Annotated in this window: 23 protein-coding genes; 18 read left to right on the top strand and 5 right to left on the bottom strand. The window is 59.5% G+C overall.

Translation table 11 applies throughout. The annotated features are described in order from the left end of the window. The first annotated feature begins 12 nt into the window (after positions 1–12). Together queF and NVV72_01625 are read left to right on the top strand one after the other, a co-directional pair. Positions 13–474 (top strand): preQ(1) synthase, encoded by a 462-nt coding sequence (gene queF / locus NVV72_01630; protein ID MCR6658088.1) that lies wholly within the window; start codon positions 13–15, stop codon positions 472–474. Positions 475–547: 73 nt separating this feature from the next. Then, positions 548–934 (top strand): hypothetical protein, encoded by a 387-nt coding sequence (locus NVV72_01625; GenBank protein MCR6658087.1) that lies wholly within the window; start codon positions 548–550, stop codon positions 932–934. Here NVV72_01625 and NVV72_01620 read toward each other — a convergent pair whose 3' ends face one another. Beyond that, a complete protein-coding gene (locus tag NVV72_01620; protein ID MCR6658086.1) occupies positions 935–1555 on the bottom strand; it encodes a nitroreductase in 621 nt (206 codons plus the stop codon). It abuts the gene before it with no gap. 114 nt (positions 1556–1669) lie between these two features. Between NVV72_01620 and NVV72_01615 the strand changes: the two genes are divergently transcribed. The 3 genes from NVV72_01615 (at position 1670) to NVV72_01605 (ending at position 3535) form a co-directional block, all read left to right on the top strand. Then, positions 1670–2299, top strand: a complete 630-nt coding sequence (locus NVV72_01615; protein MCR6658085.1) for an NUDIX hydrolase — start codon at positions 1670–1672, stop codon at positions 2297–2299. A 21-nt stretch (positions 2300–2320) separates the two neighbouring features. Next, a complete protein-coding gene (cysE, locus tag NVV72_01610; protein ID MCR6658084.1) occupies positions 2321–3148 on the top strand; it encodes a serine O-acetyltransferase in 828 nt (275 codons plus the stop codon). Positions 3149–3334: 186 nt separating this feature from the next. Beyond that, positions 3335–3535, top strand: a complete 201-nt coding sequence (locus tag NVV72_01605) for a DUF3126 family protein (GenBank protein MCR6658083.1) — start codon at positions 3335–3337, stop codon at positions 3533–3535. A gap of 54 nt (positions 3536–3589) precedes the next feature. Here the strand turns inward: NVV72_01605 and NVV72_01600 are convergent, their stop codons facing one another. Further along, positions 3590–4159, bottom strand: a complete 570-nt coding sequence (locus NVV72_01600) for a hypothetical protein (GenBank protein ID MCR6658082.1) — start codon at positions 4157–4159, stop codon at positions 3590–3592. A 147-nt stretch (positions 4160–4306) separates the two neighbouring features. Between NVV72_01600 and NVV72_01595 the strand changes: the two genes are divergently transcribed. Next, the gene (locus NVV72_01595) at positions 4307–4585 is read left to right on the top strand and encodes a hypothetical protein (protein ID MCR6658081.1); all 279 of its coding nucleotides are present in this window, start codon (positions 4307–4309) and stop codon (positions 4583–4585) included. Here the strand turns inward: NVV72_01595 and NVV72_01590 are convergent. Beyond that, positions 4582–5895, bottom strand: coding sequence for an aspartate aminotransferase family protein (locus tag NVV72_01590; protein ID MCR6658080.1), 1314 nt, complete (start codon positions 5893–5895; stop codon positions 4582–4584). The two genes, NVV72_01595 and NVV72_01590, sit on opposite strands and share 4 nt — an antisense overlap. A 146-nt stretch (positions 5896–6041) precedes the next feature. On the opposite strand from NVV72_01590, the gene NVV72_01585 reads away from it, so the two are divergent. The 12 genes from NVV72_01585 (at position 6042) to NVV72_01530 (ending at position 19826) form a co-directional block, all read left to right on the top strand. Then, positions 6042–6764 (top strand): GntR family transcriptional regulator, encoded by a 723-nt coding sequence (locus NVV72_01585; GenBank protein ID MCR6658079.1) that lies wholly within the window; start codon positions 6042–6044, stop codon positions 6762–6764. 1 nt (position 6765) lies between these two features. Further along, positions 6766–7263: a hypothetical protein gene (locus tag NVV72_01580; GenBank protein ID MCR6658078.1), complete on the top strand. Its 498-nt coding sequence runs from the start codon at positions 6766–6768 to the stop codon at positions 7261–7263. Between the two features lie 74 nt (positions 7264–7337). Further along, complete coding sequence (locus NVV72_01575) at positions 7338–8855, top strand: aldehyde dehydrogenase (protein ID MCR6658077.1); 1518 nt, start codon at positions 7338–7340, stop codon at positions 8853–8855. 3 nt (positions 8856–8858) lie between these two features. Beyond that, positions 8859–10310, top strand: a complete 1452-nt coding sequence (locus tag NVV72_01570) for an NAD-dependent succinate-semialdehyde dehydrogenase (GenBank protein MCR6658076.1) — start codon at positions 8859–8861, stop codon at positions 10308–10310. Positions 10311–10451: 141 nt separating this feature from the next. Then, complete coding sequence (locus NVV72_01565; GenBank protein ID MCR6658075.1) at positions 10452–11786, top strand: aspartate aminotransferase family protein; 1335 nt, start codon at positions 10452–10454, stop codon at positions 11784–11786. A gap of 56 nt (positions 11787–11842) precedes the next feature. Continuing rightward, positions 11843–13225, top strand: coding sequence for a glutamine synthetase family protein (locus NVV72_01560; protein MCR6658074.1), 1383 nt, complete (start codon positions 11843–11845; stop codon positions 13223–13225). A gap of 157 nt (positions 13226–13382) precedes the next feature. Beyond that, positions 13383–14495, top strand: a complete 1113-nt coding sequence (locus NVV72_01555; GenBank protein ID MCR6658073.1) for a spermidine/putrescine ABC transporter substrate-binding protein — start codon at positions 13383–13385, stop codon at positions 14493–14495. 133 nt (positions 14496–14628) lie between these two features. Further along, on the top strand, positions 14629–15525 hold the full coding sequence (locus NVV72_01550; protein MCR6658072.1) for an ABC transporter permease: 897 nt from the start codon (positions 14629–14631) through the stop codon (positions 15523–15525). Then, positions 15525–16415 carry an ABC transporter permease gene (locus tag NVV72_01545; protein MCR6658071.1) on the top strand — a complete coding sequence of 297 codons (891 nt, stop codon included), beginning with the start codon at positions 15525–15527 and terminating at the stop codon, positions 16413–16415. The genes NVV72_01550 and NVV72_01545 overlap by 1 nt, the downstream gene beginning before the upstream one ends. Positions 16416–16423: 8 nt before the next feature. Continuing rightward, complete coding sequence (locus NVV72_01540; protein ID MCR6658070.1) at positions 16424–17539, top strand: ABC transporter ATP-binding protein; 1116 nt, start codon at positions 16424–16426, stop codon at positions 17537–17539. 4 nt (positions 17540–17543) lie between these two features. After that, positions 17544–18293, top strand: coding sequence for a gamma-glutamyl-gamma-aminobutyrate hydrolase family protein (locus NVV72_01535; GenBank protein MCR6658069.1), 750 nt, complete (start codon positions 17544–17546; stop codon positions 18291–18293). 126 nt (positions 18294–18419) lie between these two features. Then, positions 18420–19826 carry an aspartate aminotransferase family protein gene (locus NVV72_01530; GenBank protein MCR6658068.1) on the top strand — a complete coding sequence of 469 codons (1407 nt, stop codon included), beginning with the start codon at positions 18420–18422 and terminating at the stop codon, positions 19824–19826. Between the two features lie 110 nt (positions 19827–19936). On the opposite strand, the gene NVV72_01525 is transcribed toward NVV72_01530, so the two are convergent. Further along, positions 19937–20998 carry a methyl-accepting chemotaxis protein gene (locus NVV72_01525; GenBank protein MCR6658067.1) on the bottom strand — a complete coding sequence of 354 codons (1062 nt, stop codon included), beginning with the start codon at positions 20996–20998 and terminating at the stop codon, positions 19937–19939. Positions 20999–21244: 246 nt separating this feature from the next. Beyond that, entirely contained in the window at positions 21245–22297 is a 1053-nt protein-coding gene (locus NVV72_01520) for a methyl-accepting chemotaxis protein (GenBank protein ID MCR6658066.1), read from the bottom strand. Between the last annotated feature and the right edge of the window lie 76 nt (positions 22298–22373).

Here is a 22373-nt window from a genome sequence, read left to right as displayed (position 1 = left end):
TATATCCAGCGCATGAGCCATTATACCGATAACCTGACCCAACTGGGCGGCGATGCCCGTCCTGTCGATGATCCCGCCAAGGCCGTGCTGGAGCGCGTGCCCAATCCGCACCCGGATGTGAACTATGTGGCGCGCTTCACGGCGCCGGAATTTACCTCGCTGTGTCCGGTCACCGGCCAGCCGGATTTTGCCCATCTGGTTATCGATTATGTGCCGGAGGAGTGGCTGGTCGAGTCGAAGTCGCTCAAGCTTTTCCTGACCAGCTTCCGTAACCACGGCGCCTTCCATGAGGATTGTACAATCTATATCGCCAAGCGCCTGAACGAATTTCTGGCGCCGCGCTGGCTGCGCATCGGCGGCTTCTGGTATCCGCGCGGCGGTATTCCGATCGATGTCTTCTGGCAGACGGATGAAGCGCCGAAAGGTGTCTATGTGCCGGACTTTGGTGTGTCAACCTATCGTGGCCGAGGGTAAGGTAAAATGGGGGGGACTTTGGGGGAGGTGGTGGCTCCGTGTGCTAATAACGACAGTTGTTGGTGCATTGCTTATGAATATTGCGATCTTGACAATGAACGCTTGGGATCACGCCATCTGGGTCTATTCTAAAGGTTTTATGTTGCGGGGCCTAATAGTGGGTTTGCTTTCCAGCTTGCCGCTGGCCCTCCTTCTGGAAATTGTAAAGCTGATCAGCAGGCGCGTTGTCAATGTTTGGCACGCCATGGTCTTTATTATCGTCTTCTACGGACTTGAGCTTTCGGTAAACCGATATGGTGCTTCAAGTGATACGGGCTTTCTCGGTTTTATCGATAATATCTGGCTTCAAGCACTACTTGGCTACGGGATGAGTGTTGTCGGAGCGATCTTGGTTCTCGTCATGACCTTGGTGATTTTTGGGAAAAAGCCAGGAAAGAGCAACGCAATGGACCACTTCTGATTAGCCTTCCCACCAGCTAACGCGGCTGTTGTAATCTGGGCGTTCGCGTTCCAGCGGCGCTTCGGAAGGGGTGCCGAGGAAAATCCAGCCGGCGACATTTTCGCCCTCGGTCAGGCCGAGCAGCGCCTTTGCTTCGTCATCATAGGAATACCAGTCGGTGATCCAGTTGGCGCCGTAACCCAGGGCGCCGGCGGCGATCAGCAGGGTCTGGCAGACCGCAGCGGCGGAAAGCTGTTGTTCCCACAATGGCTTCTTATACGGAAAGACCGGGCTGGAAATTACCAGCAGGGCCTCCGGCGGGATGGAAAGCTTTTGCAGGGCGCCCACGGCCTTGCGGTCACCGCGGCTTTCGGCCAGGGTTTTAAGCCTTTCAACCAGTCTTGCCTTGCTTTCAGGCGTGAAGCGCACGACGCGCCATGGCCCCAGCTTACCGTGATCAGGCACGCGAAAGCCAATCCGGATTAGCAGGTCCATTTCTTCTTCGCTGGGTGCCGGCAGTCCGAGCGTCGGGGCCGGGGCGCTGCGACGATGGAACAGGGCATCCAGCACCTCGGCAGACTTTTTCTGCGGTACGGGCTGGCCGAATTCGATGGGAGTCTGGTCAAAAGCGGGAAGGGGCATGAGATATCCTTGCTGATTCCAAGGCCAGTATATAGGAGTTCGAAACCACGAATGCGCACGAATATTCGTGTTTATTTGTGTCCATTCGTGGTTCCGGATTTTGAAGGTACAAGAATGAGCCAAACTTTTGAGCTGCCGCCCTGGGATAATACGCGCCGCGCTGCCACCCGTCCGCACTGGCGCAGCCTGACGTCACAAACCGTGTTCGAAAATCCGTGGATACGCGTCGAAAGCCATGATGTCATCGCGCCGACGGGCAATCCGGCGCATTATGGCCTGGTGAAGTTTGCCAACCGCGCCATCGCCGTCCTGCCGCTGCATGATGATGGCACGGTTTCCCTGGTCGGTCAGGGGCGGTTTGCCGTTGACGCCTATAGCTGGGAACTGCCGGAAGGCGGCGGGCCGCATGACGAGGACCCGCGCCATGCCGCCGTACGCGAACTGCGCGAGGAAACCGGCCTGGTGGCGGCGAACCTGCGCGAAATCCTGTCCTTCGACATGTCCAATTCGGTGACCGATGAGGTGGCCGTCTGCTTTCTCGCCACCGACCTCAGCCAAAGCGACACCGCGCCGGACGAAACCGAAGCCTTCGACTATGCCCGCGTGCCGTTTAAAACCCTGCTCGAAGCCGTGATAAAAGGCCAGGTTCGTGATGGCTTAACGGTTGTCAGTGTATTGCGGGTACACCATATGGCGGTGAGCGGCGATTTGCCGCCGCATCTGCGAGATGCTATACTTGCCTGACTATTCAAGGAGGTGCTTTTCATGGCACAGGTTTTCGAGGTCATAACCCCTGACGACAAGCCGATCTGGCTGTGCCTGCGTCAGGAGGCCGGCGACGCCATCGCCGAGGAGCCCGGCCTGGCCTCGATGCTGCATTCCACCATCCTGTCGCACGACGACCTGGCCAGCGCCCTCAGCTATCAGATCGCTCGCAAGCTGGGCGATGATACCCTGCGCGGGATGACCCTGCGCGAACTGGTATCCAAGGCGTATGACGCCGATCCGTCCCTGGTCGAATTTGCACAGGCTGATTTGCAGGCGGTTTACGAACGTGACCCGGCCGCCAAGGGGTATCTGCAAACCTTCATGTTCTTCAAGGGCTTCCTCTCCCTGCAAATCCACCGCGTGGCGCATCGCCTGTGGAAGGACGGCCGCCAGACCATGGCGCATTTCCTCCAGAGCCGCGTGTCGGAACTGTTCCAGATCGACATCAATCCGGCGGCGCGCATCGGCAAGGGCGTGTTCCTTGATCACGGCACCGGCATTGTCATCGGCGAAACCGCCGTGGTGGGCGACGACTGCTCGATCCTTCAGGGCGTGACCCTGGGTGGCACCGGCGCCGAACGCGGCGACCGTCACCCGAAGATCGGCAAGGGCGTGCTGCTGGGCGCCGGGGCCAATGTACTCGGCAATATCATTATCGGCGATTATGCCAAGATCGCTTCGGGCTCGGTGGTGCTGAAACCCGTGCCGGCGCATTGCACGGCGGCTGGCGTGCCGGCCAAACTGGTCAATTGCAAGACCTGTGAAGATCCGGCTCGTCAGATGGACCACACCATGCCGGATATTGATCTGGACTATTCGATCTGATCCGATACGGCGGCCTGGACTCAAATAGTGGGGACAACAGGCTGTTTGCGTTTGCGCCGCTTTGCCGCAGCCTTTAAAGCGGGGCACACATAAATTTTATCCTCTTGTCCGGCGAATTGTGCTTAAGTTTGCGCACTGTCGGGCGCGAGGATGGCGCCACCCGTATTCTAATTTCTGAGGCCAATCATGACCCCCGCCGAAATCGCCAAGGTTCAGGACTATCTTTTCAAGACCTTCAAGACCAAGGGCCTTGAAATCAAGCCGCGCAAGCAGAAGGATTCCGCCGAGGTGTTCATCGACGAGGAGTTCGTCGGCGTGGTCTATGTCGACGAGGACGAGGCCGGTTCCTATCTCTTTGAGATGGCCATCCTCAAGGAAGACCTCTAGGTTTTCTGGTCCGCCCATTAAAAAAGCCCGGTGGTGATCCACCGGGCTTTTTTATTACATATCCGCGTAGGGATCATCATTCTTGCGGCGGCGGCGCTTGACCACCGGCTCGACATCCGGTGGTGTCGGATTGGCGGTGCGTTCATATTCAGCGCGCGCTTTCCGCACCTTCGATTCGGCGCGGCGTACCTTGTGCAGCTTGAACTCTTCACCGAGTGCGCTGACGATCTGCGAGAACATCGGCAGGTATTGCGGGAAGCGCGTCGCCATGAAACCGGCCACAATAGCCGCCACGGTCGCCAGGACCGGCGAGGTGGCCGACAGGCTGTCGATAAGGTTGGAAATGCTGCCGACGGTCGATTTCGAGAAGGCTTCGTCGATCAGCGACTGGCGGCGCTTTTCCCGGTTGTGCGGCAGGGCCTTGATGATCAGATAAATGACGATCGGCAGCAGGAAAATGGCACCCAGGGCCAACGGTCCCCACAAGTCGCCCAGCAATTTAACGGCCAGGCTGTAGAGGCCGATACTCACCCAGATCAGGCCGATAATCGCCGTGGCCAGCAGCAGCACAAGCCCGATCAGGGCCGATTTCACGTTTTCGATCTGGTTGGAGAAATTGAACATCAGGTTTCCGTTTAGAGCTGCAACACTTATGCTTTGAGCCGAATTAATGGCACAACCATATAAAGGCACAATATGAATAAAGCACCCTTTGTTGTGTGGCTAGGCGCGTGCTAGAGACAATTCCTGTTCAAAAACAAGGGTGGGGACATGCTCTTTCTGCAGGCGGTGTGGCATTCCGCCAAGGTGATATGCGCCGGACTTTACTGGCTGTTGTCCCTGGCCTTCCTGTGGGGCGGGTTGATGCAACTGGGAAAGGGCGGCGCTGTCGGCCAGATCAGCATCGGCTTTGTTATTTGCCTGTTCTGCCTGCGGTTCGTGCTGGTGAAACGCTTTGTCTCCGCAAGTGTTTTTAATGTCGCGGCTACAGTGGCCTTTTTTGTCCTGATCGTTGTGCTGGACGCGAAAGGGCTGACCGGCGCGGCTTAGGCCGTCTCTTTTAGTGCCGCGCGAATGGTCTCGACCATCTGGTCGACATGCGCCTTCTCCAGTATCAGCGGCGGCGACAGGGCGATAATGTCGCCGGTGACGCGGATCAGCAGGCCTTTGTCAAAGCAGCGGTCGAAAACCTCCAGCGCGCGGGCGGTCGGGGCGCCGGGACGGCTTTCCAGCTCGATGCCGCCGATCAGGCCGAGATTGCGGATATCGATGACATGCGGCGCATCGCGTAAGCTATGCACGGCCTCCTGCCAGTAGGGCGCCATGTCGTTGGCGCGTTTGAACAGGTCTTCCCCGGCATAGACATCAAGCGTGGCGATGCCGGCGGCGCAGGCCAGCGGGTGACCGGAATAGGTATAGCCGTGGAACAGTTCGATCGGCGCATCGGCTGTCTGCATAAAGGTGTCATAGATGCGATTGGAAACCGCGACGGCGCCCATGGGCACGGCGGCATTGGTGATGCCCTTGGCCATGGTCAGGATATCGGGCGTGACGCCGAAATAGTCGGCGCCGAAGGCTGCGCCCAGCCGGCCGAAACCGGTGATGACTTCGTCGAAGATCAGCAGGATGTCGTGCTTATCGCATAGGGCGCGCAGGCGCTGGAGATAGCCCTTCGGCGGCACCAGCACACCGGTGGAGCCGGCCACAGGCTCGACGATGACGGCGGCGATGGTCGAGGCATCATGCAAGGCCACCAGGCGTTCGAGATTATCGGCGAGGTCGGCACCGTGTTCCGGAATGCCCCTGGCGAAAAGATTGCCGGAGACGCCATGCGTATGCGGCAGGTGATCGACGCCAGTCAACAGCGAGCCGAAATACATGCGGTTGCGAACAATACCGCCCACCGAGATGCCGCCGAAGCCGACGCCATGATAAGCGCGTTCGCGGCCGATCAGGCGGGTCTTCGAGGCATGGCCGCGGGTGCGCTGGTAGGCGAGGGCGATCTTTAGCGCCGTATCGGCCGATTCCGATCCTGAATTGGTGTAGAAGATTTTCTTCAGGTCGCCAGGCAGGATACCGGCCAGCTTTTCGGCGAATTCAAAGGCGAGCGGATGCGCCATATTGAAGGTCGGGGCGAAATCCATCACCGCGGCCTGTTTCTGGATCGCTTCGGTGATTTTGGCGCGGCCATGCCCGGCATTGACGCACCACAGGCCGGAGGTGGCGTCCAGGATCTGGCGGCCGTCCACGTCGGTGTAGTGCATGTCTTTCGCACTGGCCAGCAGTTTGGGTTTCGCCTTGAACGCGCGGTTGGGCGTAAAGGGCATCCAGAAGTTTTCAAGCGTGGACGGCGTGTTCATGTCAGGTTCACACAGATATCGATAGTGGGTACGGCAGTTTCATTACGAATCCGGAATGAACTGTGTTAGGTTGGGTTTAGGGATCGCTGAAGTGTGATCACAAAATTGGGCTTCATGCAATGGGGCCGCAAAGAGGTTTTGGTAAAATGGTCGTTGTCAGTCTGGAAAGCGTATCCGGTGGCAGCCTGAACGAGGCGAAGATTCACGATCAGGTCTATGAGGCCCTGTCCGAAGCCCTGATTCAGGGCAAGATTCCGCCGCTCAAGCCGGTTTCCCTGCGCACGCTGGCGCATAATCTCGGCGTCTCGCCCATGCCGGTGCGCGAGGCGGTGCGGCGACTGATCGCCGAAAAGGCACTGGAGCTGCAGCCTTCCAACAAGCGCCTGCGGGTGCCGGACCTGACCGAAAAACGTTTGATGCAGTTGATGACGGCGCGTCAGTGGGTCGAGCCGGAACTGGCGCGACTGGCCACCCCGCATGTGACGAAAGATGTAATCAAACGCCTGCGTGAGGATGACGCCGCGGTGATGACGGCGCTCGGCAAGGGGGATGTGGCCGCCTATATGCAGGCCAATCAGGATTTTCACTACTCGATCTATCGTCTGGCCGACGCCGATCTGTTTTTCGACATGGCGCGGACCCTCTGGCTTCAGGTCGGACCGTTCATGCGCGTGGTTTTCGGCCGCATGGGCACGGTGCATCTGCCGAAGGACCACCATCAGGACATGATCCGCGCCCTGGAAACGGGTGATGCCGAAACGGTCAAGACCTCTATGGCGGCGGATATCCATGAAGGCATGGAACTGATGCTGGATGCGATCAAGGCCCATGTGGCGCCTGAACCGAAGCGTCGCCGGCGGGGCGCGTAGGTTGGACTTTCTGCCCGACACGGATCCTAGATGGCAGGAACTAGAGGGCGGTTGCAAGACACTCTACAATCCTTTGCCGGTCTTGCAAAAACTGGCCTTTAGCCCTTCTGATTCAGCATTATGGGCGCGTTTGTGGCAGGAATTATATCATCAGGGTGATATCGGTACGGCATCATATGTGGCCGTTGTTTATCTGGTTGGCCTACGGCAAGCGGGTGTGATTTTTAATTGGAATCTCTACGCATTCATTGCTGCAATCGAGGCTCAAAGGCATGTTGAATCTAATTCAGCTTTGCCGGATTGGTTGAACGGCGACTACAGTCAGGGGTGGCGCTCTATCACCTTATTTTGCATTGAAGATTTGATGGCTGAGACTAACCTTGATGTGGTTAGGGGGTATTTGTCCGTGCTGGCCTTTGCGAAGGGTAATATCGACCTGGGGCGTCTGCTCATTTCAATAGACGCCAGTGAGATCAGCGCTTACCTCGAAGAGCATTAACAGAGATACGGCCTTGACACCCGCATTGGGGGCGGTGTCTAATTGTGATCACAAAACCGCTTTGAGGCCGCCCCATGCCGATTTCCGCTCCGCTTAGCCCCGCCGATACGCTGGAAGGCGTGCTGGCCGCGTTCAAGGCCCTGAACCTGCCGGACAGGGCGGTGATCGACGGCGCTGAAGTGGAGTCTGTCTCCGGCCGTACCTTCGACAACTATTCATCGCGTGATGGCACGCTGATCAACAAAATTACCGCCTGTGACGCCGCCGATGTCGATCAGGCGGTCAAGTCGGCGCGGATGGCCTTTGAGGATGGCCGCTGGCGCGGGCTGGCGCCGAAGGTGCGCAAGAAAATCCTGCATCGCCTGGCCGATCTGATGAACGAGCACGCGGAAAACCTGGCCCTGCTGGAATGTCTCGATACCGGCAAGCCCATAGCCAATACGCGCGGTTTCGATATCGGCGCGGCCATCAATACCACGCGCTATTACGCCGAGGCGCTCGACAAGATCTATGGCGAGGTGGCGCCGACGCCGGAAGATCGCCTGTCCTATGTGCTGCACGAACCGCTGGGCGTGATCGGGGCCATCGTGCCATGGAACTTCCCGCTGCACATGGCCATGTGGAAGGTGGCGCCGGCGCTTGCCATGGGCAATTCGATCGTGCTGAAGCCGGCGGAAAATTCTTCCATGACCGCGCTCTATACGGCGCTTCTGGCCCTGGAAGCCGGTGTGCCGGCGGGCGTGTTCAATGTCGTGCCCGGCCTGGGCGGCGAGGCGGGGGACGCCCTGGCGCACCATATGGATGTCGACATGATCGCCTTTACAGGCTCCGGCCCGGTGGGGCGGATGCTGATGCGCGCCTCGGCGGACTCAAATCTCAAGCGCGTGTCGCTCGAACTCGGCGGCAAGTCGCCACAGATTGTCTTTGCCGATTGCGATGATCTCGATGGCGCGGCCGCCAATGCCGCCTGGGGCGTTTTCTATAACCAGGGGCAGGTCTGCACCGCGGCCTCGCGCCTGCTGGTCGAGGAATCGATCAAGGATGTCTTCGTCGAGAAGGTCATGGCCATAGCCAAGACGATCAAGGTCGGTGATCCCTTCGATCCGGCGACCCAGTTCGGCGCCATGATCTCGCCGCGCCAGATGAATACGGCGCTCGACTATATAGAGAAAGGTCAGGCCGAAGGCGGCAAGCTGCTGATGGGCGGCGAACGCGCCCGCGCCGAAAGCGGCGGCGCCTATGTCGAGCCGACCATGCTCGATATAGCACCCGACAATATCCTGGCGCAGGAAGAGGTGTTTGGCCCCGTCCTGTCGGTGCTGACCTTCAAGGACGAGGCAGGCGCCTACCGGATCGCCAACGATACCATCTATGGTCTCGCTTCGGGCGTCTGGACGGCCAATATCGGCAAGGCCATGCGCGCCGCCAAGGCACTGAAGGCCGGGCTGGTTTGGATCAATGGCTGGGATGCCTGCGACATCACGTCGCCTTTTGGCGGGGTAAAACAATCGGGCTTCGGTCGTGATCGCAGCCTGCACGCCCTATATAAATATGCCGACCTCAAGGCGGTTTCGATCAGTTTCAAGGCATAAATCATGCAACTCTCTGCCTCACAAAAAGCCCTGCTGAACGGGCTGATTTTTGATACGGCCGCAGCCGACCGTTTTGCAGTCCTCAATCCGGCCGACGGCTCGACCCTCTGCTACGTGCAGGCGCATGGCGCGGCGGAAACCAGGACCGCCATCGACGCTGCCGACAAGGCTTTCCCGGCCTGGTCGGGCCTGACCGCCAAGGCGCGCTCGATCATTCTGAAAAAGTGGAATGACCTGGTCCTCGCCCATGCCGAGGACATGGCCATGCTGGTGACCCTGGAGCAGGGACGGCCGATCCGCGAGACGCGCGGTGAGGTGACCTACGGCGCCTCCTTTATCGAATGGTTTGCCGAAGAGGCCAAGCGCGCCTATGGCCGCACCATTCCGGCCACCCTGCCGGGCAAGCACCTGCAGACGATCAAGCAGCCGGTGGGTGTCTGCGCCGCCATCACGCCGTGGAACTTTCCGATTTCGATGATCACCCGCAAGGTGGCGCCCGCGCTGGCTGCTGGTTGTACCGTGGTGATCAAGCCCTCCGAAGAAACGCCGCTGTCGGCCTTGGCGCTCTATGCCCTGGCGAAACAGGCGGGCTTGCCCGATGGCGTGATCAGCATCATTACCAGCGTCCACGCAAAGGAAGTGGGCGAGGTCATGACCTCCGATACGCGCGTCAAGAAGCTCAGCTTCACGGGCTCCACGCCCGTAGGCAAGCTGCTCTATGCCGCCTGCGCGCCCACCATGAAAAAGGTATCGATGGAACTGGGCGGCAATGCGCCATTCATCGTCTTTGATGATGCCGAACTGGACGCCGCCGTTGAAGGCGCGCTGGCCTCGAAATATCGTAATTCCGGCCAGACCTGCGTCTGCGCCAACCGCATTCTGGTGCAGGCCGGCATCTATGACCGCTTTGCCAAGGCCCTGGCCGACAAGGTGAAAGCGATGAAGCTGGAGCCGGGCTGGCTGGAAGAAACGACGCTGGGGCCGCTCATCAATCAGAAGGCCATCGACAAGGTGGAGCATTTGGTCAGTGACGCCGTGAAGCATGGCGCACACGTCGTGACTGGTGGGCAGGTCGATGCGCATGGACCGCTGTTCTATCAGGGCACGGTGCTGACCAATGTCACCCGCGACATGGAAATTTTCGACACGGAAATCTTCGGGCCGGTGGCACCGCTGTTCAGGTTCGAGACCGAGGAAGAGGCCATTCAACTGGCCAATGATACGCCGTTCGGCCTGGCGGCTTACGCCTATACCCGCGATATCGGCCGCGCCATGCGCGTGGCGAGTAAGCTGCAATATGGGATGGTCGGCATGAATGATGGCTTGATCTCGACCGAGGTGACGCCCTTTGGTGGCGTCAAGGAATCCGGTATCGGCCGCGAAGGCGCAATCGAGGGCATCGAGGAGTATCTCAACGTGAAATACATCTCCTATGGCGGTCTGGGGGCAATTTGACCCGATTTTTAAGGCAAGAAACCCCCTCCGTCGCCGACAGGCGCGCCACCTCCCCCGCTTCGCAGGGGAGGATAGGACCATTTCATCCTCCCCTGTGCTAGCGGGGGAGGTGGCGGGCTTGTCCCGCCGGAGGGGGCTTCTTTGACCGATCTGCAATCTTTCCTTACCCAACAGTGTGAAATCTTCACCGCCACGCATCCGAAATCGCAGGCCCTGGCCGCAAAGGCGACGGCGTGGCGCGATGGTGTGCCCATGCACTGGATGCGCGACTGGGCGGCGCCGTTCCCGATGTATGTCCAATCCGCCAAGGCCGCGACCCTGACCGATGTCGACGGTCATGCTTACGACGACTTCTGCCTCGGCGATACGCCCTCGATGTTCGGCCATGCCCGGCCGGAACTGGCGGCGGCGATCGCCAAACAGGCCGGCGAGGGCGTCGGTTTCATGCTGCCGACCCCACTGGCCAATGAGGTCGGTGACCTGCTGCGGGCGCGCTTTGGGATGGAACAGTGGCAGGTAGCGACCACGGCGTCGGACGCCAATCGCGCCGTGATCCGCTGGGCGCGCGCCATTACGAAGCGCGACAAGATACTGGTCTTTGACGGCTGCTATCACGGCATGGTCGATGACTGTTTCGTGGCGCTCTATGACGGAATGGCCGCCAATAAAAAGGGTCTGATCGGTCAGGTGCAGGACCAGACGCGCACCACGAAGGTCATTCCCTTCAATGACTTGCCCGCGCTGGCTGAGGCGCTGGCGGCTGGCGATATCGCCGCCGTTCTGGCCGAGCCGGTGATGACCAATTGCGGGATGATCCAGCCGATCGACGGTTTCAATGAGCGCTTGCGTGACCTCTGTACGCAGCATGGAGCCCTGTTGATTCTGGACGAGACCCACACCCTGTCCTCCGGGCCTTCGGGCTACACCGGCGCGCATGATCTGAAGCCGGATATGTTCGTGGTCGGCAAGGCCATTGGCGGCGGTATCCCGGCGGCCGTCTGGGGCGTGACCGCCCACATCGCTGCGCGTATGGATCAGGCGCAAGCCGAGATCGGCCCTGGACAATCCGGTATCGGCACCACGCTGTCGGGCAATGCGCTGGTGATGGCGGCGATCAAAACCATGCTGACCAATGTGATGACCGAAGAAGGCTACAAGCATATGTTGCGCGGCGCTGCCTATCTGGTCGCCGGCCTGCGCGATGTCATCAAACGCCATGATCTGCCGTGGTCGGTGGTCCATGTTGGGGCGCGGGCGGAGCTTATCTTTGCGCCGCAAGCGCCGAAAAACGCCGAGGCCATGCGCCGGCACCTCGATCATGACCTGCTCGAAGTCTTCCATCTTTATCTGATCAACAAAGGCGTGCTGATTGCGCCCTTCCACAATATGATGCTTATCTCTCCGCAGACCGGATTCGACGCCATCGACCGGCTGGTAACGGCGGTAGCTAGCTTTTCACAGGAACTGAACGCATGAGCACTTTCGGCAAATCGAGCGCACCGGCCAGGGGAAAATCAGACCGTAGCCTGCCGCTGTCCGAGCGCGTGGCGACGGTGGAGGAGGCGAAGGCCTTTCTCGATGCTAACCCGCATATCAACTATTTCGAGATCCTGTTCACCTCGATGACCGGCGTGCCGCGCGGCAAGCGTCTGCGCCGTCACGAACTGCTGCCGATCTATGAATATGGCCGCTTCCTGCCAGGCTCCATCCTGGTGGTTGATACCCTGGGCGCCGATTGCGAGGATACCGGCCTGGTCTGGGAAGATGGCGACGCCGATCGCGTGGCGCGACCCGTGCCGGGTATGCTGGTGCCGGCACCGTGGCTGGGTGATGATGTCGGCCAGGTCATGCTGTCGCTCTATGAACTGGACGGCACACCTAACGACCTCGATCCGCGCCATGTGCTGCAAGGCGTGCTCGATCGCTACAAGGCCGATGGCCTGACGCCGGTGGTCGCCTGCGAACTGGAATATTATCTCGTCGATATCGAGCGCGGTCACGACGGCCAACTGATGCCCGCCACCGGCTTCAATACCGGCGAAAACCCGAAGGGTATCCAGGTCTATGGCCTGCCGGAGATCGAGGCGCACGGCGCGTTTTTCAGGCAGCTCTGGGAAACCGCCGATGCACAGAATATCCCGCTGGAAGGGGCGATTTCCGAATTCGCACCGGGCCAGGTCGAGCTGACGCTCAAGCACAAGCCCGATGCCCTGCGCGCCGCCGATGACGCGGTGATGTACAAGCGCCTGGCCAAGGGCGTGGCGCTGTCACTTGGCATCGAGGCCACATTCATGGCAAAGCCGTGGGCGGATCGCGCTGGTTCTGGCTTCCATGTCCATATTTCGGTGGCGGACAAGGACGGCAACAATCTCTGCGCTTCGGAAGACCCGCAGGGCTCCAAGCTGCTGCATAACATGATCGGCGGCATGAAGGATCATCTGGCCGACGTCATGGGCATACTGGCGCCCGGCGCCAACAGCTATAAGCGCTTCAAGGCCAATTCCTACGCGCCGGTCGGCCTGACCTGGGGCGTCAATAACCGGACGGTTAGCTTGCGCGTCACCGCCGGCCCGGCCCATACGCGCCATGTCGAGCACCGCGTGGCCGGCGCCGACGCCAATCCGTACCTTGTGCTGGCGGCGATCCTGGCCTGTGCGCACCATGGCATCGCCCACAAGACCAATCCTGGCCCGGCAGTGGTCGGCAATGGCTATGCCGTGGCGGCGGAAAGCGGCGCCACCCTGCCGACCAACTGGTTCGCGGCCGTGGATTATCTCGATAAGTCGAAGGTCTTGCGTGACTACCTCGGCGAGCGTTTCGTTGACATGTATGTCAAGGTCAAGCGCACCGAGCAGGCACGCTTCTTTGAAGAAATTACCGAACTGGACTACGACTGGTATCTGCGCAACGCATAGGCCGCCGGCGGCTGATTGCGACGTTTGTGCGACGCAACGCCAATTATTAACAAAATGGCGACTTGTGATCACATTTTGGGATTGACAGGTGCGCAATCCCGTATTCCTCTTCACGTCCGGGGCTTTTTTACAAGACATCTTCACAGGAGACAGGCTTATGAGTTCGAAAACTTCCAGACGCTCGCTTTTGACCGCACTGGGCGCTGCCGCCGTGGGGATCAGCTTCGGTGCCGCCGGTTGCTCCAAACCCGCCGGCAAGGGGGCAGCCGCTGGGGCGGAAGCGCCCACGCTGAACTTCTATAACTGGGACACCTATATCGGCGAAACCACCCTGGCGGACTTCAAAACGGCGTCGGGTATCGATGTCAACATGACCCTGTTCGCCACCAATGACGAACTGTTCGCCAAGATGAAGACCGGCAATTCCGGCTATGATGTCATTGTGCCGTCGAACGATTTCGTGACGCGTCTGGCGGATTCCGGCCTGTTGCTGCCGCTCGATCATGCCAAGCTGCCGAACATCAAGAATATCGATCCGGCCTTCATGAACCCCGATTACGATCCGGGCCGCAAGTGGTCGGTGCCCTATACCTGGCTGGTGCTCGGTATCGGCTATCGCAAGTCCAAGATGAAGGACATGGGCGGCGGCAACAAGATTCCCGACTCGTGGAAGTGGGTGTTCGATTCCGACCTGTATAAGGGCAAGATCGCGCTCCTTTCAGAGGCCGGTGACCTGATGCGCCTGGGCGCCAAGTATCTCGGCCACAGCGTCAACGACATCACGCCGGAGACCATCGCCCAGGTCGAGAAGATGCTGACCAAACAGAAGCCGAATGTCCACGCCTTCCACAATGACGACGGCCAAGACATGCTGGTCTCCAAGGAAGTCGATATCGTCATCGAATACAATGGCGACATCGCCCAGGTCATGGCTGAGGACAAGGACCACGACATGGATTTCGTGGTGCCGAAGGAAGGTAGCCAGCTCAATTCCGACACCTGGTGCATCCCGAAGGATTCGCCGCGTCCGGACAATGCGCACAAGTTCCTCAACTACATGATGGATGCCCAGGCCGGCGCCGAAATCTACAAGACCATCATGTACCCGACGCCGAACGCGGCCGCCAAGGCGCTCATGCCGGACAGCTACAAGAACAACCCGGTCATCTTCCCGCCGGCGGATATCCTGGCCAAGTGCGAATACGCCAAATTCAATCAGGAACTGGCCTCGCAGTTCGAGGAAGCCGTCACGCGGATGCGCGCGAGCTAAGACGTACAACGCGCCCTGAGCAATCAGGGCGCGTTTTTTAATAGAAGAGTCTCCGGCATGACTTCATGCCGGCAAGGCCAAAGGCCGTCCGAGCTAATGCGAGGAGCCCCGCGGCATCTGAGCGGAGAAAATAGTGGAGCAAAGTTGGCGCCAGGCGAAAAGTATCTTCCTGACCATGATCAGCGCGCCGCTGTTCTGGCTGGTCTTCTTTTTCTTCCTGCCCCTGGGCATCGTCTGGCTCTACAGCTTCGGCGAAAACCGCGGGCTGATCGATATTGCCTTCACCGGCACCTGGGCCAACTATGCCCATGCGCTGGATGATCCCTATCCCGGCATCTTCTGGAAATCGGCCTGGATCGCCGCGCTGACCACCTTTCTATGTCTGGTCGTCGGCTTTCCGGTGGCGCTGGCCATCACCTTCGCGCCGGAAAAGGCCAAGTCTTGGCTGCTGCTAGCGGTGATGCTGCCCTTCTGGACCAATCTGCTGATCCGCACCTATGCTCTGATCGCCGTCCTGCGAACCGAGGGTTATGTCAATATGACCTATCACTGGCTGTTCGATATGGCCAACAAGGTGGTGGGGGGATCGCTTGGCGAATTCACGGCCTTGCCCCTGTTGCACAATAATTTCGCCGTCGTCTTCGGCCTCGTCTTTGTCAACCTGCCCTTCATGATCCTGCCGCTTTACTCGACGCTCGACCGCATGGACCGTTCGCTGCTGGAAGCCTCGCTCGATCTCGGCGCCGGGCATATCGGTACCCTGTTCAATGTCGTTGTGCCGCTGGCGGGGGCGGGAATCATGTCGGGTATCCTGATCACCTTCATCCCGGCGCTCGGTTCCTACCTGACGCCCGATTTGCTCGGTGGGCCGGATTCGCAAATGATCGCCAATGTGATCGAGAGCCAGTTCAAGCGCGCCAATAACTGGCCGTTCGGCGCGGCGCTCAGTTTCATTCTGGTCTATCTGACCTTTATCGGCATCGCCCTTCAGGGAATCATTGAACGCAAGGACAAGGGGAGGGCCGCCTGATGACCGTGACGACCGCACCCGCAAAGCTGAAAAAGGCGACTCCCAAGACCCCTCCGGGTCCACTGGAATATCTGCGCCGCTGGCCGCTGCAGCTATGGCTGGTTCTGGTCGGGCTGTTCCTCTATATCCCGCTGATTACCCTGATGATTTTCAGCTTCAACGACTCGAAGCGCAATATCGTCTGGCAGGGCTTCACCCTGAAATATTATGACAAGGCCCTGCATAACGACAGCTTGATCACGGCCTTTGGCAACTCCATGACCATCGCCCTGTGCTCCACCATCATTTCGGTGATCATCGGCGCCATGGCAGCCATCGTTCTGTGGCGGTTCCGCTTTGTCGGCAAGACGGCCTTCAATGCTGGCCTGGCCATTCCGATCGTCGTACCGGAAATCTGCATGGGCGTGGGGATGCTGGTCTTCTTCGCCAAGGTGCTGTCGTGGCCGCATGACCTGCCGTGGCCACTCGACCTCGGTAATATCATCATCGCCCACGTCTCCTTCTCATTCCCATTTGTTGCCGTGGTTGTGCGGGCGCGTCTGGGATCGTTCAACCGTGAACTGGAGGAGGCGGCCAAGGATCTGGGGGCCTCGGAATTCCGCGCGCTTATGGATGTGGTCATTCCGCATATCCAGCCGTCGCTGATCGCTGGCGGGCTGCTGGCCTTCACCCTGTCGCTCGATGATTTCGTCATTACCTTCTTCACCGCCGGGCCGGATACGGTCACCTTCCCGGTCAAGGTCTATTCCATGGTGCGCTTCTCGGTGACGCCGGAGGTCAATGCGGCCTCGACCATCCTGATCGTGGTCACTGTCCTGCTCACCTTCCTCGCGCTCAAGTTCCAGGGCTCCAGTGCCCTTACCGCCGGCCACGGCGCCGACGACCAATAGGGTTTCATATGTCCGCTCATCCGATCATCAGCTTTGAAAACATCACCAAGCGCTTCGGCAAGACGACGGCGGTGGATAATGTGTCCCTGACCATCAATGAAGGCGAGTTCTTCTCACTGCTGGGCCCTTCCGGCTGCGGTAAGACGACTCTGCTGCGGATGCTGGCCGGTTTTGAAATGCCGACCGAGGGCCGCATCCTGATCGACGGCAAGGATGTCTCGACCGTTTCGCCCAATCAGCGGCCGGTCAATATGGTCTTTCAGTCCTATGCCGTTTTCCCGCATATGACCGTTCTGGATAATGTCGCCTACGGCCTGAAGATGGACGGGGTCGGGGCTTCCGAGCGCCGTGACCGTGCCGAAGAGGCGCTGAAACTGGTGCAACTGGCCGGCTATGGGGTTCGCAAGCCCGATCAGCTTTCTGGCGGCCAGCGGCAACGGGTGGCCCTGGCGCGAGCTCTGGTCAAGAAACCGCGCGTGCTGCTGCTCGATGAACCGCTGTCGGCGCTGGATGCCAAGCTGCGTGACCAGATGCGCAGCGAACTGACCAGCTTGCAACAGAAGGTCGGCATTACCTTCATCATGGTGACGCACGATCAGGATGAAGCCCTGGCCATGGCCTCGCGCTGCGCCGTCATGAATCGCGGTCTGCTGCAACAGGTGGCCACGCCGTCTGATCTCTATGAATTCCCCAATTCGCGCTTCGTGGCGGATTTCATCGGCAGCGTGAACATGTTCGAGGGCATACTCGATGTCGATGCCAAGGACCACGCCATCATCAATACCCAGGAAATGGGGCCGGTCTATCTCGACCACGGGGTCACGGGGCCGGAAAAAGGCACGGTGTGGGCGGCGGTGCGGCCGGAAAAGATCGAACTGCACAAGCGCACCGACAAGGCACCGAAGGTGGATGACGCGCCGGAAGGCTATAATGTCGCTGCCGGCGTGGTGAAGCACATGGTCTATCTCGGTTCGGAAACCAATTACGAGATCGAGATTTCTGGCGGCCGCCTGATCAAGGTGGTGCGCCCCAACCTGACGCGCTGGGACCAGGAAGATTTTGAACTGGGAGAACAGGTCTGGATCAGCTTCCATGCCTGTTCGCCGGCGGTGCTGCTGAGTTAAATCTATGAAGCCCGTTGTCGGTATCATGGCGTGCAATCGCACCGTCGGCGTGGAAAATGCCCATGCCGTGATGGAGCGCTATGTCCGGTCCGCCATCACCTATGGCGACTGCCATGCCCTGCTGATCCCGCCTTTGACAGACAACTTCTCGTCTGCGGCGCTGACCGCGCGGCTGGATGGCCTGATGCTGACCGGTTCGCCCTCCAATGTACAGTCCAGCCTTTATGGCAGCGAAGGCGGCGAGGGGCCATTTGACGAAGGGCGGGATGCGGTCTCGCTCGGCATGATTGAGTGCACGATTAACCTGGGCAAGCCGGTCTTTGGCATCTGCCGCGGCTTCCAGGAAATCAATGTGGTGCTGGGCGGTTCCCTGCGACGCGATGTCGGTTATGGGGCGGCGAATGGTGCCAACGGTATCAGTCACCATGCGCCGGACGGTACTGAATTCCATGAGCAATTCGAGAATTACCACGAGGTGAGTCTGGCGGCCGGCGGTGTGCTCGATGGTGTCTATGGCCGTGATCACTTGCGGGTCAATTCCGTGCATTACCAGGGCGTAGACCGGCTGGGAGACGGGCTGGCGGTCGAGGCTACGGCCCCTGATGGCCTGATCGAAGCCTTCAGCGCCAATATCAGTGGTTCGCAGGTCCTGGGCGTGCAGTGGCATCCGGAATGGCAGGCGGACAAATACCCTGATAGCCAGGCTTATTTTCGCCTGATGGGGCAGGCCCTGCGCGGGATGCCTTTGCGTTGATGTGGGCGATGGTTAACGCAAAATTGTGATCACAATATTTGACTTTTGCGGCGATTTCGTTGAAATTGGCGACAATCACATCCGCTGTCGCCGCCAATGCAGAGCGACCTTCGAGGACACCCAGACATGAACGCGCCTGCCAAACCCACCCTGCGTAATTACGACATGGCCGAACTGAAGAAGCTCGACATGGCGCACCATTTGCCGGCGCAGTCGGATTACAAGCTCCAGCATGAACTGGGCGGCTCGCGCATCATAACCCGCGCCGAGGGCTGCGTGATCACCGACGCCGAGGGTAAGTCGCTGCTCGATGGCATGGCCGGCCTGTGGTGCGTCAATGTCGGCTATGGCCGCGAGGAACTGGCTCGCGTCGCCTATGAGCAGATGCTGGAACTGCCCTATTACAACACCTTCTTCAAGACGGCGACACCGCCGCCGGTCAGGCTGGCGGCCAAGATCGCCGAGAAGATGCATCAGTCAGATCCGGACCTGATGCACGTCTTCTTCAATTCATCGGGTTCGGAAGCCAATGACACCATCTTCCGTCTGGTGCGCTATTATTGGGAACTAAAGGGCGAGCCCAAACGCACGGTCTTTATTTCACGCAAGAACGCCTATCATGGCTCGACGGTCGCCGGCGCGTCTCTCGGCGGCATGACCTTCATGCACGCCCAGGGCGGCCTGCCTATCCCCGGCATCGAGCATGTTGATCAGCCCTATCCGTTCGGGGAAGGCTTTGGTGAAGACCCGGCCGCTTTTGGCGAGCGCGTGGCGCAGACCATCGAGGACCGCATCCTGGCCGTCGGCCCGGAAAACGTCGCCGCCTTTATCGGTGAGCCGGTGCAGGGCGCCGGCGGCGTCATCATCCCGCCGGACAGCTACTGGCCGAAGGTTGAGGCCATCTGCCGCAAATATGGCATCCTGCTGATCTGTGACGAAGTGATCTGCGGTTTCGGCCGCCTGGGCCACTGGTTCGGTCACCAGCAATGGGGCATCAAGCCGGACCTGATCGCCATGGCCAAGGGCCTGTCCTCCGGCTACCTGCCGATTTCGGCGGTCGGCGTTTCCAGAAAGATCGTCGATGTGTTGCTGGAGAAAGGCGGGGATTTCGTCCACGGCTATACCTATTCCGGTCACCCGACCTGCGCCGCCGTGGCCCTGGCCAATATCGAGATCATGGAAAACGAGAACCTGATCGAGCGCACGCGCACCGTCACCGGGCCGTACCTTTCTAAGGCATTGAAGCGACTGGATGCGCATCCATTGGTTGGTGAAGCGCGCTCCCTGGGCCTGATCGGCGCGGTCGAAATCGTGTCTGAAAAAGGCACGAACAAACGCTTCAAGGGCGCGGAAGGCACGGCCGGGCCGATCGTGCGCGACCTGTGCATCAAGAATGGCCTGATGGTGCGCGGCATCCGCGACAGTATCGTCATGTGTCCGCCGCTGATCATCACCGAAGCTGAAATCGATCAACTCGTCGATACGATAGAGAAATCGCTGAACGAGGCCGAGCCGGTCCTGCGCGCGCTCTAAACCTCGAAATGCGAAGCGTTTGGCCAGAAGCGTAAAGTATGGGGCAAGGCCCGTCGCCGCCTTTGCGGCGAGAGCCATGCTTGCTTAAGAGAATTGGCGTCGCCTGTGCTCTAAGAAGCCTTCTGTATAATTATGCCGTACCAGCCGAGGCCCGCATAGGTTTCATATCCGGGTGTGCGATGAAAGGCGGTCAATGTGCCTGACGCATCGATATAGTTGCCGGAGGCCTTGCCTTCGGTGCGTAGGCGGACATGTTCCGACAATATACCCTTGCCGTCCGATGAGGCGATGATCAGCCCTTGTGCATCGGTTAGCAGCACGCGGGTGCGCAGCCGCTCATCCGGGGCCAGGCGCACACCCTGGGTGATCGCCGCGGCCTGAGGCGCCCAGTCGAAATGAATCCCCAGAATGCCGATCAATTCGCCGTCGGCATTACCATCGCGCCTTACGCCCGTGGCATAGGTGGCAATCTGCGCATGGCCCAGAAGCGGCTCCGTGGTTATGTCGGCCACAGCGAAATCGCTGCCGGTTTTCAGGGCGACGGCGCGGCTGAACCACAGGCGGTCCGATACATTCTGGCCGATCACCGGATGTTTGCCGGGCCGGCCGTTGGCGATGATGTTACCCTGCAGATCGCACAGCCACAGGTCGATATAGACGGTATAGGAATCGAGAATGACACCCAGGCGTTCGCTGGCATAAGCGGCCCTTTGCGGCGAAGGTTCAGCCGCCTGGTTGACCAGGGCGGAATCGGTGGCCCACCAGCGCACATCGCAGGTGCGTTCGTACAGATTCCGGTCGATGATCTCGATGGCGTTCAGTGCCAGATCGGTCATGCGGGCGCCGATCGATTGCTGGGCCATGCTCTGGGTCAGGCTTTCCAGTGTCACGATCTCATTGCCGAGATCCTTGGCGAGATTTTCCACCTCACCGGAAATATTCCGCACTTCATCGGCTACGACGGAAAAACCAGCGCCCTTGTCACCGGCATGTTTGGCTTCGATCAGGGCATTGAGAGCGAGAATACGCAGTTTTGAAGTGACCTGGCGGATATCGCGTACCTTGCCAGCGGTAACCGTCTTGGCGCGGGTGGTCTGGGCGATGATGTCGGACAGGGTGACTTCGGCGGGAGATACGCTATCGGATACGCTACGGGAACAAGGGGCAGTCATGCTGGGGAGAGACATGGGGAGCTACCTTTTGCGCTGCAATATAAAAAGGTAGTCGTCCGTCCGGAAGATTAATCAGTTCTTAAAAATAAGATCAGTTTCCCCACCCGGATTGCAAATTGGTATTGTCGCCTCCTTAGTGTCGCACAATTGTGACGCAACGTCAGTTTTGAAACTATTTTCTCAAAAAATTATTGTATATTATATATTTACACGTTTTTCAGAGATGGCAGTCTGGAATTGCACCAGTTAACCAGGGTCGATTTTCTGCTGAATGACACCATACCAACCCAGGCCATCATAGGTTTCATAACCGGGTGTACGGTGGAAGGCGGTGATTTCACCCCGTCCTGACGCGTAGTGGCCGTTAGTCCGGCCCTCCGTCTTGAGTTGCACGCGCTCGGTCAGTATGCCGCGGCCATCGGAAGCGGCGATGACCAGGCCCTTGGCATCGACAAGCAGGGCCCGTGTGCGCCGGCGTTCTTCGTCGGATAGTCGTACGCCTTCGGTAATGGCCTTCGCCTGGGGCTGCCAGTCGAAATGCACGCCCAAGATTCCCAGCAGGCGGTCTTCCGCCTGGCCGTTTTCGCGCACACCCGTGGCATAGGTAGCGACCTGCGCGCCTTTCAGCAGGGGCTCGGTCGTGATGTCGGCGACGGCGAAGTCATTGCCGCTCTTCAGTTGCCGGGCCTGACGGAACCAGTCGGCGGCGGCGACATTGGCGCCTTTCACAGCATAGCGGTCGGGCCGGCCGTTAGCGATAATGTGACCGTCAAGATCGCACAGCCACAGATCGAGATAGACCGTATAGGCATCGAGGATGACGCCCAGTCGTGCGGAGGCATGGTCATGAAGCGCGGCATCGGGCGTGGCGGCGGCCGCCACCATGGCGGTATCCGTGGCCCACCAGCGCACGTCGCAGGTGCGCTCATAGAGGTTGCGGTCGATCAGTTCGATGGCGTTGTGCGCCAGGTCGACGAGACGCGCGCCCTGGTTCTGCCGTGCCATGTCTTCGGTCAGTTGTTCCAGCGAAGCGATCTCGCGGCCCAGGTCCTCGGCCATGATGTTGGAGATGGATTCGACCTGGGTGGAAATCTGGCGGACTTCATCGGCGACCACGGCGAAACCGGCGCCCATGTCGCCGGCGCGCTTGGCCTCGATCAGGGCGTTCAGCGCCAGGATACGCAGCAGGCTGGTGACGCCCCTGATATCCCGCAGATTGTCCGACGTGACGGATTTGGCCTTGGCGGTGTGTTCAATAATATCACGAACGCTGACCGTCCGGACCGAGTCCGTCTGCATGAATGCCCCATTTTGTCTCGCTTTTAAGACACTCTGGATGGCGCTTGGAGGGTTAATGATGGGTAAACCGGCCATG

The sequence above is a fragment of the Asticcacaulis sp. genome (assembly GCA_024707255.1).
Taxonomy (GTDB): domain Bacteria; phylum Pseudomonadota; class Alphaproteobacteria; order Caulobacterales; family Caulobacteraceae; genus Asticcacaulis.
Note: the sequence above shows the minus strand (reverse complement) of the source record. Positions and strands in the feature narration are given on the sequence as shown.

Bases quoted from the DNA above. Each gene is read 5' to 3' on its own strand.
- queF (MCR6658088.1), top strand. From the start codon at position 13: ATGAGCCATTATACCGATAACCTGACCCAACTGGGCGGCGATGCCCGT.
- NVV72_01625 (MCR6658087.1), top strand. From the start codon at position 548: ATGAATATTGCGATCTTGACAATGAACGCTTGGGATCACGCCATCTGG.
- NVV72_01620 (MCR6658086.1), bottom strand. From the start codon at position 1,555: ATGCCCCTTCCCGCTTTTGACCAGACTCCCATCGAATTCGGCCAGCCC.
- NVV72_01615 (MCR6658085.1), top strand. From the start codon at position 1,670: ATGAGCCAAACTTTTGAGCTGCCGCCCTGGGATAATACGCGCCGCGCT.
- cysE (MCR6658084.1), top strand. From the start codon at position 2,321: ATGGCACAGGTTTTCGAGGTCATAACCCCTGACGACAAGCCGATCTGG.
- NVV72_01605 (MCR6658083.1), top strand. From the start codon at position 3,335: ATGACCCCCGCCGAAATCGCCAAGGTTCAGGACTATCTTTTCAAGACC.
- NVV72_01600 (MCR6658082.1), bottom strand. From the start codon at position 4,159: ATGTTCAATTTCTCCAACCAGATCGAAAACGTGAAATCGGCCCTGATC.
- NVV72_01595 (MCR6658081.1), top strand. From the start codon at position 4,307: ATGCTCTTTCTGCAGGCGGTGTGGCATTCCGCCAAGGTGATATGCGCC.
- NVV72_01590 (MCR6658080.1), bottom strand. From the start codon at position 5,895: ATGAACACGCCGTCCACGCTTGAAAACTTCTGGATGCCCTTTACGCCC.
- NVV72_01585 (MCR6658079.1), top strand. From the start codon at position 6,042: ATGGTCGTTGTCAGTCTGGAAAGCGTATCCGGTGGCAGCCTGAACGAG.
- NVV72_01575 (MCR6658077.1), top strand. From the start codon at position 7,338: ATGCCGATTTCCGCTCCGCTTAGCCCCGCCGATACGCTGGAAGGCGTG.
- NVV72_01570 (MCR6658076.1), top strand. From the start codon at position 8,859: ATGCAACTCTCTGCCTCACAAAAAGCCCTGCTGAACGGGCTGATTTTT.
- NVV72_01555 (MCR6658073.1), top strand. From the start codon at position 13,383: ATGAGTTCGAAAACTTCCAGACGCTCGCTTTTGACCGCACTGGGCGCT.
- NVV72_01545 (MCR6658071.1), top strand. From the start codon at position 15,525: ATGACCGTGACGACCGCACCCGCAAAGCTGAAAAAGGCGACTCCCAAG.
- NVV72_01540 (MCR6658070.1), top strand. From the start codon at position 16,424: ATGTCCGCTCATCCGATCATCAGCTTTGAAAACATCACCAAGCGCTTC.
- NVV72_01535 (MCR6658069.1), top strand. From the start codon at position 17,544: ATGAAGCCCGTTGTCGGTATCATGGCGTGCAATCGCACCGTCGGCGTG.
- NVV72_01530 (MCR6658068.1), top strand. From the start codon at position 18,420: ATGAACGCGCCTGCCAAACCCACCCTGCGTAATTACGACATGGCCGAA.
- NVV72_01525 (MCR6658067.1), bottom strand. From the start codon at position 20,998: ATGACTGCCCCTTGTTCCCGTAGCGTATCCGATAGCGTATCTCCCGCC.
- NVV72_01520 (MCR6658066.1), bottom strand. From the start codon at position 22,297: ATGCAGACGGACTCGGTCCGGACGGTCAGCGTTCGTGATATTATTGAA.